Annotated in this window: 10 protein-coding genes; 7 read left to right on the forward strand and 3 right to left on the reverse strand. The window is 57.5% G+C overall.

The window, feature by feature from the left end; all coding sequences use genetic code 11:
- Positions 1–242 precede the first annotated feature (242 nt).
- Complete coding sequence (locus FHW68_RS27220; RefSeq protein WP_095632613.1) at positions 243–437, reverse strand: hypothetical protein; 195 nt, start codon at positions 435–437, stop codon at positions 243–245.
- A 186-nt stretch (positions 438–623) separates the two neighbouring features.
- Here FHW68_RS27220 and FHW68_RS06735 point away from each other — a divergent pair, with 186 nt between their 5' ends.
- The 3 genes from FHW68_RS06735 to FHW68_RS06745 all read left to right on the forward strand — a co-directional run bounded on the left by FHW68_RS06735 (position 624) and on the right by FHW68_RS06745 (position 1,657).
- Positions 624–818, forward strand: coding sequence for a hypothetical protein (locus tag FHW68_RS06735; protein ID WP_095632614.1), 195 nt, complete (start codon positions 624–626; stop codon positions 816–818).
- A gap of 165 nt (positions 819–983) precedes the next feature.
- Positions 984–1,289 carry a hypothetical protein gene (locus tag FHW68_RS06740; RefSeq protein WP_095632615.1) on the forward strand — a complete coding sequence of 102 codons (306 nt, stop codon included), beginning with the start codon at positions 984–986 and terminating at the stop codon, positions 1,287–1,289.
- 113 nt (positions 1,290–1,402) lie between these two features.
- Positions 1,403–1,657 (forward strand): hypothetical protein, encoded by a 255-nt coding sequence (locus tag FHW68_RS06745; RefSeq protein WP_095632616.1) that lies wholly within the window; start codon positions 1,403–1,405, stop codon positions 1,655–1,657.
- A 187-nt stretch (positions 1,658–1,844) separates the two neighbouring features.
- On the opposite strand, the gene FHW68_RS06750 is transcribed toward FHW68_RS06745, so the two are convergent.
- Together FHW68_RS06750 and FHW68_RS06755 are read right to left on the reverse strand one after the other, a co-directional pair.
- Entirely contained in the window at positions 1,845–2,258 is a 414-nt protein-coding gene (locus FHW68_RS06750; protein WP_095632617.1) for a CBS domain-containing protein, read from the reverse strand.
- 142 nt (positions 2,259–2,400) lie between these two features.
- The gene (locus tag FHW68_RS06755; protein WP_183679486.1) at positions 2,401–3,093 is read right to left on the reverse strand and encodes an SOS response-associated peptidase family protein; all 693 of its coding nucleotides are present in this window, start codon (positions 3,091–3,093) and stop codon (positions 2,401–2,403) included.
- A 227-nt stretch (positions 3,094–3,320) separates the two neighbouring features.
- On the opposite strand from FHW68_RS06755, the gene FHW68_RS06760 reads away from it, so the two are divergent.
- From FHW68_RS06760 to nosR, 4 genes are all read left to right on the forward strand, one after another.
- On the forward strand, positions 3,321–3,764 hold the full coding sequence (locus FHW68_RS06760; protein WP_095632619.1) for a CopD family copper resistance protein: 444 nt from the start codon (positions 3,321–3,323) through the stop codon (positions 3,762–3,764).
- Between the two features lie 117 nt (positions 3,765–3,881).
- On the forward strand, positions 3,882–5,228 hold the full coding sequence (locus FHW68_RS06765; protein ID WP_183679488.1) for a coproporphyrinogen III oxidase: 1,347 nt from the start codon (positions 3,882–3,884) through the stop codon (positions 5,226–5,228).
- Between the two features lie 22 nt (positions 5,229–5,250).
- Positions 5,251–6,639 carry an oxygen-independent coproporphyrinogen III oxidase gene (hemN, locus tag FHW68_RS06770; RefSeq protein WP_095632621.1) on the forward strand — a complete coding sequence of 463 codons (1,389 nt, stop codon included), beginning with the start codon at positions 5,251–5,253 and terminating at the stop codon, positions 6,637–6,639.
- Between the two features lie 109 nt (positions 6,640–6,748).
- Positions 6,749–8,929 carry a transcriptional regulator NosR gene (gene nosR, locus FHW68_RS06775; protein ID WP_183679490.1) on the forward strand — a complete coding sequence of 727 codons (2,181 nt, stop codon included), beginning with the start codon at positions 6,749–6,751 and terminating at the stop codon, positions 8,927–8,929.
- Positions 8,930–8,957: the final 28 nt, after the last annotated feature.

Consider the following 8,957-nt stretch of genomic DNA (forward strand, 5'->3'; position numbering starts at 1 on the left):
AAGGCTTAGGAGATTTAGTAACTGGATAGTGAATTAGAATATCTTGTTACATGTCCTCCAATTGGGTAGTATTGCCTCGCGTTCACCACCACGGTTTATGCATTTTTAAAGCCCAGGCGTCCATCAGCTGCCTGGGCTTTTTTTTGTCTGGAAGTTAGGTAGCAGTTTATGAACACGCTGCCGGGCGCAATGCCAGCAGCGTGGAGGATGACCGGATGGGAACGCGATGGATGCCTGTCGTTTTACCGGGCCGGATCAGCTTTGCGCCGATCGCTGCCGGATGGGTTGCCAGTGTCAAGAAGCCTCCTCTCCACCAGGACATTTTGCAGGGCCTGGCGTGCCGACGGGCTTAGCTGATGTTCTCTTTCCTTGAGTTCGAGCAAGATGGGGTTGGACCATCCACGATAGGTTTGCTCGGAAATTCGAGTAGATGTCATCTATCTCTCCTTTGATGAGTCGCCCGACAACACAGTGGGCGAAGTCCTGTGCGCTAAAAATCCTAGTTGAGGAAACGTCTTGTCGCCAGTGGGCGGATGGCAAGGAGGTGCCGGTCATCCTTCCACACGGGTAGGCCACGATTCGGGCATAAACTTAAGGAGCTACCTCATCAAAAGGAGCCGCATATGATCGCCGACCAAATGAATAGACAGGAGTCGGAGCAAAGCACTGTTTGGGACCAATACTTCTGTGCCGCGTTGATTGCCGAAAGCCATCTGACGGCACCGGTGGTAGGAGAAGCCACCCACGAAGACAGACAGAATCTGTTGATCCAAAGGGCCAAGGCACTCGCCGATAAGATGCTGGAAAACAGAAGATAGCCGGAGCCCAGCCATTGCGCTGGGCTCTTCACTTTTGATGAACGATTGATTGGCCAGGTGGTCATTGCAGTTGGCGCGACGGGATGCCTGGTTTTCTGCTGGAGTGAACGGCTCCTGGGTCGCGGATCGTCTACAGTTTGTAGTTCATGGAAACGGAGATCGAACATGAAGTGCTTAATTTGTCAGGCGGCCTCTAAAACCGGTCAAGCCGCTCAAGACTGGACAGAGGTCGATTGCCCGGCCGGATGTGGACGCTACAAGGTCTCTGCGAACCTTGTTGCGAGAATGAAATTCAGAAACGAGTGCTTTGACATCGAACGCACAAGACAATGGCTTGAGATGTCACGCAATGATGATCCGGTACCGTTGATATCAACCTACGATTACAACGTTTCCTTATTGCGTTGCGACACCGAGGAGAAGTCGGTCACTGCGCCGATTCGCTCCAGGCAATCACTGACTTCGGATTAAGTCCTGGCTGTCAGTTTCAGAAAAGTAACCCCGCTATTTGTCACTCTCCCTATCCAGGTTGTCAGCGTTGATGGCGGGCTGAAGCGGCTATGGCTGGATCGGGAGGTGTGGCTATGAACTGTCCGCTTTGTGGAAATACTTATGCGCTGGAAGATTCTTCGTACGGCAGTGGCTTGCGCATTCATTGCGAGCCGTGCGGTGGTTTCTATCGAATTTCAACAACCCTGAGCGGCTTGGCCGAGGGAAAGATCTATGACACCGAGCGCGCTCGAGCCCGCCTGAAAAAGAAGCGTGATACTGACGACCTGGAAGACCAGGAGCCGGCCCTAGGCGCGCAAGACAAAGACCTGCTCATCGAGCCGGACTGACCTGTCACAGAGCGTGCGCCGGATGCAGCGAAAGGTGCTTGCTTGATGCATTAGCGGATGCCGGGAGAATCACTCGCCTGACCGCTGAAACCGAACGCAAGGATTCCAGCCCAAGCCAGGCGAGCGCATGCCGGATCCATGGCCACTTTAATCCTGATGAGCGTTTAGACGCCCGTTGTCCCACCGGTCAATGGGCCTGCGCCACGCCGCGCAATACAGTCGCAGCGGCAGATTGAGATCGGGTGCTGGCAATGTTGCCCAGCGATACGACACCCACCAGACGCTTTTCCCGATTCAGTACGGGCAGGCGACGCAGTTGAATGTCTGCCATGTTCTTTGCCACATGCTCGATGTCTTCATCCTCGAAGCAATAGCGGATGCCGCCCGTCATTACCTTACTGATAGGGGTTTTGCCGGGGAGTCCTTCGGCTACGGCTCTAATGGCTATATCCCGGTCCGTTATCATGCCAACCAGACGCTCCTGTTCCTCAACCATAATGGCACCGCTGTCGATCCTGGCCATCATGTTCGCGGCCTCCTGGATCGTCTGGTTTGGCTTGGCTGTTAACACATCTTTGGTCATGACTTCCGAAATCTTCATGAAAAGACTCCTTTAAAGTAATGCTTCAGTGATTAAGGGCTGCCAAATTTTTCGACTGGGAGGGAAAGTGCGGGTTCAGATTGTTTTATCCCCGCTCGTCATGGTGGCGCAGCCTTATTGGCGATTCGGAATTCGGAGCGCGTCAGGTGCGCGGGCCGTCGACAGGCTCTATCAGTTCTGAGCCCTGGTTCTTCACATTGCCCACGGCCATGTCCACTTTGAACCATTCGAAGACGTCGCAAGGTTCGCGTTGTTGCAGGAGTATCTGTTGGGCGCGCTCCTTGGGCGTGTATGGATCAATCCATTCGCGCGCCAATTCGGGACTGAGCGTCACCGGCCGCCGATCGTGAATATCCACCATGCCGCCTTCACTGTCCGCGGTAATGATCACGAAGCCGTCATGCTCGTCCGGCTCCTTTTCGTACCTTGGGTACTGACCGATCGCGGCGCACAGGATCGGCGCGCGATCCTTTCGACGGATCAGGTAAGGCTGTTTCTTCGGACCGCCTTCGTAAACCCATTCAAACCAGTTGTCGATGGCGACAATTGCCCGGTGCGGCCATATCTCCTTGAAGAACGGGTCGTGGGCAACTTTTTCGACCCTGGCGTTGATCGGTGTCGCGTGATCCCTGGCCCAGTGCGGTCGCCAGCCCCAACGAACCCTGTCGGCGTGCAGCATGCCGCTTTCTTCATGGAGGAGGGCGAGCTGAGTCGATGGCGCGGCGTTGTAGAGCTCGAGCGGCTGATCGCCGGCATTATTGACCAAGGCGTTGGGCATGCTCAGCGCCGCCACGAATTCGTGGATACCTCGATACTGCGAAAGTCGTCCGCACATGGCTGAGCCCTCATGCTGAAGCTTAAGCTTAGACAATAGTTTCAAGGTAAGCGTTGAGGCGGGCTAACCAGCAACGCCTGCAAACAACGGGTCGCCGCTTGTGTTCGCAAACCCGCGGCCAGGCCGCTTCGGGGATTCGCGGGTTTCTTGATTGATGTCAATTCGCCTGAGTCGACCGGCTCTGTATTCTGCGCAGAAACCGACAGCTGAACCGAGGGCGAACATTCATGCTCTATCCGCTGTTTCTGACCTTTCATCTGTTTGCCGCCCTGATCTTTATCGGCACAGTGTTTTTCGAAGTCCTGTTCCTGGAAAGCATCCGCAAACAGTTGCCCGCCAAAGTAATGCTGCTGGTCGAGGAGGGTATTGGCCGCCGCGCCCGCACCTTGATGCCGTGGGTGCTGCTGGTTTTGTTCGGCGCGGGGCTGGGCATGGTCTGGCTGCGCTATTTACCCGTTCTTGCAACGCCAATGGCTTCATCGTTCAGCACCTTGCTGCTGCTGAAAATCATGGTCGCCGTGAGCGTGCTGCTGCATTTTCTGGTCGCCCTGTTTTTGTTCAAAAGCGGCCGAATGAACGCTCGCTACCTGCATTTCATCCATGGCAGTGTGTTTTGCCATTTGGTCGTCATCGTGCTGCTGGCCAAGGGAATGTTCTACCTGACGTGGTGAGCGGCCTTGCCCCAAGGTCTGTCCTGCAAGCACTTGGTTTGCGCTTGATACAAGTCAAGGAGCATTGATCGTCAATCCCCGACACTGTTGATCCGCAGCCAGTCTCGGAGACCTGTCATGCTCGATTTTTCTCACGCCCCCGGCGAACTGATCGCTCGGTGCGACCAGGGCGTACTTGACCCCAACTGTCATGTCGATACGCAAAGGTTTCATGACGGCATTGGCTCCCTGGATTTGCTTCGTGCCTTGCGCGTCAGCCGTCAGAAACGACGCCCGATCGCCCTGAATGTGCAGTTGCCTTCCCGGCTCAAGCCATCCTTTTGTTCCCCGCCCGATGCCTCCTGCGAGCACGGCGACATCGAACAGTACCTTCAGCGCCTGGAACACGAGATCGACGTCGTCGGTTGCCACCTCAGTTCCGAACAGCGCGTCGAAGAGTTTCATCTGAGCGGCGGAACGCCCACCAGCGCTCATCTCGATCGGCTGATGAGTCATCTGCGTGGCCGGTTCAACTTTCTTGAACATGAGTGCGGCGACTACAGCGTTGATGTCGACCTTCACCATACCGATTGGACAACCATGGGCGCGCTGCGGGGCCAGGGATTCAATCATGTCAGCATCGGTGTTCCGGATATCGACGGCGACTGTGACCTGTCCGTGGCCTGCTACCAGAACCCGGCCCCTGTTCATTCACTGATCGATGCCGCCCGCACCTTTGGTTATCGATCCATCAACGTCGATCTGGGGTTTGGTCATGCCTGGCAAACGCCAGAAAGTTTCGCGCTGAAACTGACGACCATTATCGAGCTGGAGCCGGACAGGCTGATGGTGTTCGATTATGCCCGGCCACCACGCCGCTATCGGCCAAGGCTCGGCGACAAGGTCAGGGCACTGTGCAGCCAGGACGATAAAGGCGCGATGCGCCAGATCGCCTTCGAACAATTGATGGGCGCGGGTTATCACTACATCGGTATGGGGCAGTTCGTGCGGCCCGATGATGATCTGGCGATCGCTCAGGAGCGCGGCCGGTTGCGCCGCACGTGTGACGGTTTTACCCGTCACGGCTATTGCGACCACATCGGTTTCGGTTTGGGGGCTATCAGTCAGATCGACGATTTGTACACGCAAAACACCGATGCAATCGAACGCTATCAGCAGCAACTGGACCGGGACCAATTACCCACCTCTCGTGGCTGGCGTTTCGAGGCGGGGGATCAGATACGGCACATGGTCACGGAGCGCCTGGCGTGTGATCAAGAGCTGGATATCCGTGCCATCGAACGGCGTTATGGGCTGATCTTCCATCAATACTTTGCGGCTGTCTGGCCACTGCTGGAGCAATTGAGTCGTGACGGGTTGATTGAATTGTCGGACCGGTTCATCAGCATTCTTCCCGCCGGCCGGCCGGACGTGGATGCCATCTGCAACCTGTTTGAACAGGATTCAGGCAGTGCAAGGCATTAACCAATCTACGAGTTGATTGATCATGAAACCTGCATTCGATTTCAATCGAGCCCTGGTCGAAAAATATGACCGCCCAGGGCCGCGCTATACCTCTTACCCCACGGCGCCACAGTTTCATCAGGCGTTTGCCCTCGACGACTATCAGCGTGCCGCCTGCGACAGCAACCGGGCGGCGGTGCCCAAGCCGTTGTCGGTGTATATCCACATTCCGTTCTGCAAGAGCCTTTGCTACTACTGCGCCTGCAACAAAATCATTACCCGCAAAACCCATCGGGCCGTCGAATACCTGACGTACCTCAAACGTGAAATCGTCATGCAGGCGGCGTTGTTCGACAGCACGCGCAAGCTCACGCAACTGCACTTGGGCGGGGGCACGCCGACGTATTTGACCCGTGAACAGCTGGCGGAGCTGATGGACTGCCTGCACCAGGCGTTCGACATGGACGACAGCGACGAGCATGAGTTTTCCATCGAGGTCGATCCGCGCACCATCAGCGCCGAGCAGATCCAGTCGCTGCGCCAACTGGGGTTCAATCGCCTGAGCTTTGGCGTACAGGACTTCGATCCCGACGTGCAGGCGGCGGTCAATCGCCAACAAAGCGAAGAGCAGATTTACGCGCTGGTCGCGGCGGCGCGTGAGGCGCAATTCAAGTCGATCAGCGTCGATCTGATTTACGGCCTGCCACTGCAAACCGTGAACAGCTTCGACATCACCCTGGGCAAGATCATTGCCCTGCGCCCGGACCGGATTGCCGCCTACAGCTACGCCCATTTGCCAGAGCTGGTGCGCGCGCAACGGCTGATTCGCCCGGCGGACATGCCGCCACCGGAGCGCAAGCTGGAGTTGCTCGAGCTGACCATCCGCCGCCTGACCGAGGCCGGTTATGTGTATATCGGCATGGATCATTTCGCCTTGCCGGACGACGAACTGGCGCTGGCCCGCACCCATGGCACCCTGCAACGCAATTTTCAGGGCTACTCGACCCACGCCGACTGCGACTTGATCGGCCTTGGGGTGTCTTCGATCGGCAAGGTCGGCGACAGCTACAGCCAGAGCGTCAAGGAGCTTTCGCAGTATTACGCCCGTATCGATCAAGGTTTGTTGCCGGTGCATCGAGGTTATCGCTTGAGCGCTGACGACCTGCTGCGCCGCGAAGTGATCAGCGACCTGATGTGCCACGGGCGGATCGATTTCGCCAAGTTCGAAGCAGGTCATGGCATTTGCTTCACCGAGTATTTTGCCGATTCGCTGGCGCGACTGGACGAGCAGGTACGTGACGGGCTGCTGCAGATTCACAGCGACGAGTTGGTGCTGTTGCCGCCAGGGCATTTGATGATGCGCAGTACCGCAATGGCATTTGACGCCTATCTGGGAGAGGAGCAAAAAGGCCGGTTTTCCCGCACCGTTTGAGGCTTCGGGAGCTCTGGCGCAAGGAATTTTATCGAGTTGATTTCAATCAAGGGCGGGGCGCGCAACGCTCCCTAACATGGCCGCAAGCCCTTTTGAAATCAGCGAATTCATGACAACCCATCAGCCTTCGATACATGGCAATCCACGCATTTGGAGCGTCGGGCTGGTGGTGATGGTCTTGCTGATGATCGCCGTGTTCGCGACGGTGCAGGCCAAGTCATACGGCGACATCGAGCAGCAGCGCATCGAGAAGGTCTTCCCGCAAACCGATTCAATCTCCGACCCCGAAGGCACGTTCAAGGTGCGCACGCTGTCGGCGGCCGGCAAGGTCATCGGTTATGTGTTCCAGAGCCTGGACGTGGTGGACATTCCGGCCTACTCGGGCAAACCCATCAACACTCAGGTGATCCTCGACACCGCCGGCGTGATTCGGGACGCCTATGTGCTGGAGCACCACGAACCGATTCTGCTGATCGGCATCCCCGAAGAAAAGCTCCACGGTTTCAGTGCCCGATACGAAGGGATCAAGGTCAGCCAGCGGGTAGTCGTCGGGCATTCCAGCGACCCGAGCGCGGTCACCGTGGATGCCATCGCTGGTGCAACGGTCACCGCCATGGTGGTCAATGAGGTCATCATGCGTGCCGCCCATGAGGTGGCCGTATCGTTGAAGCTGATCGAGGACAGGGGCGGGGTGCTGAACAAACCTGCCACTGTGCGCCAGGATTTCTACGAGCCCGCCACCTGGGAGCAACTGACCGGTAACGGCGCCATTCGCCGGTTGAACCTGACCCGTGGGCAGGTCGATGCCGCCTTCAAGGGCACCGAAGCCGAGGGCGTCGACAACGCTGGCCCGGATCAAGTCGATGACACCTTCATCGAGCTGTACACCGCTGACTTGAACCCACCGACCATTGGCCGCGCGCTGCTGGGCGACAACCCATATCGCTTGCTCATGCAGGAACTCAAACCCGGCGAACAAGCCATTATGGTGCTGGGGCGCGGGCTGTTTTCCTATAAAGGCTCTGGGTATGTGCGCGGCGGGATTTTCGATCGGGTGCAATTGCGCCAGTTCGGCAACATCATCAGCTTTCGCGACATGGACCATCAGCGACTCACCGACGTGTTTGCCGAAGGCATGCCCGAGTTCGATGAAATGTCGATCTTCATTGTCCGCGAACCGGCCGGTTTCGATCCGGGATCGCCGTGGTCCCTGGAGCTCCTGGTGCGGCGGCAGACGGGACCGGTCAGTGGCACCTTCAGCAGCTTCGAACTGCCTTATCAATTGCCCGAGCCCTACCTTGAGCGACCGGCGCCCAGTGCCGAAGAGCGGGCGGCCATCGAGGAAGCCAGCCGGCCGATGTGGTTGACCATCTGGTATCAGAAACACTTCCAGATCGCCGTCCTCGCGAGCGCATTGTTACTGCTGACGGCCATCCTGTTCCTGCAAGACAAACTCACCCGCCGGCCACGCTTTCTGCACTGGCTGCGTCGTGGTTACTTGCTCTTTACCGTGGTCTTTCTGGGCTGGTATGCCTTGGGGCAATTGTCGGTGGTCAATGTCCTGACCTTTGTGCATGCGCTGTTCGAGCACTTTCGCTGGGAGCTGTTTCTTTCCGATCCGCTGGTCTTCATGCTCTGGGTCTTCGCCGCCGCGAGCATCCTGCTGTGGGGCCGTGGCGTGTTCTGCGGCTGGCTGTGCCCGTTCGGCGCCTTGCAAGAGCTGATCAACGAAGCCGCGCGCAAGCTGAGAATTCCCCAATACGAATTGCCGTTCGCGGTGCATGAGCGGCTGTGGGCGATCAAATACATCATCTTGCTGCTGCTTTTCGGCATCTCCCTGGAGTCGATGTCCACCGCCGAGCTGTTCGCCGAAGTGGAGCCGTTCAAAACCGCCATCACCCTCAAGTTCGACCGTCAGTGGTGGTTCGTGCTCTATGCGGTGGCGCTGCTGGTGATCAACGTTTTCACGCGCAAAGTCTATTGCCGCTACATCTGTCCCTTGGGCGCGGCACTGGCGATCCCGACCAAATTGCGTCTGTTCGACTGGCTCAAGCGCCGCCAGGAATGCGGCAGCCCCTGCCAGTTGTGCGCCAAGGAATGCGAGATCCAGGCGATTCACCCTGATGGCCGGATCAATGCCAACGAGTGTCACTACTGCCTCGATTGCCAGATGACCTATCACAACGAAAACAAATGCCCGCCGCTGATCAACAAGCGCAAGAAGCGCGGCAAGCCGGCACCCGTGGCGGCGCAACTGATACCCGTCGTGCAAGTGCAGGCGGCTGAATGAAGCTCGCGAGCGCACCTGCGCAGTGACC

It is taken from the genome of Pseudomonas sp. Tn43 (genome assembly GCF_014192635.1).
GTDB lineage: Bacteria > Pseudomonadota > Gammaproteobacteria > Pseudomonadales > Pseudomonadaceae > Aquipseudomonas.

Coding starts and splice junctions, on each gene's coding strand:
- FHW68_RS06760 (WP_095632619.1), top strand. CDS start 3,321: ATGCTCTATCCGCTGTTTCTGACCTTTCATCTGTTTGCCGCCCTGATC.
- FHW68_RS06740 (WP_095632615.1), top strand. CDS start 984: ATGAAGTGCTTAATTTGTCAGGCGGCCTCTAAAACCGGTCAAGCCGCT.
- FHW68_RS06750 (WP_095632617.1), bottom strand. CDS start 2,258: ATGAAGATTTCGGAAGTCATGACCAAAGATGTGTTAACAGCCAAGCCA.
- hemN (WP_095632621.1), top strand. CDS start 5,251: ATGAAACCTGCATTCGATTTCAATCGAGCCCTGGTCGAAAAATATGAC.
- FHW68_RS06755 (WP_183679486.1), bottom strand. CDS start 3,093: ATGTGCGGACGACTTTCGCAGTATCGAGGTATCCACGAATTCGTGGCG.
- FHW68_RS27220 (WP_095632613.1), bottom strand. CDS start 437: ATGACATCTACTCGAATTTCCGAGCAAACCTATCGTGGATGGTCCAAC.
- nosR (WP_183679490.1), top strand. CDS start 6,749: ATGACAACCCATCAGCCTTCGATACATGGCAATCCACGCATTTGGAGC.
- FHW68_RS06745 (WP_095632616.1), top strand. CDS start 1,403: ATGAACTGTCCGCTTTGTGGAAATACTTATGCGCTGGAAGATTCTTCG.
- FHW68_RS06735 (WP_095632614.1), top strand. CDS start 624: ATGATCGCCGACCAAATGAATAGACAGGAGTCGGAGCAAAGCACTGTT.
- FHW68_RS06765 (WP_183679488.1), top strand. CDS start 3,882: ATGCTCGATTTTTCTCACGCCCCCGGCGAACTGATCGCTCGGTGCGAC.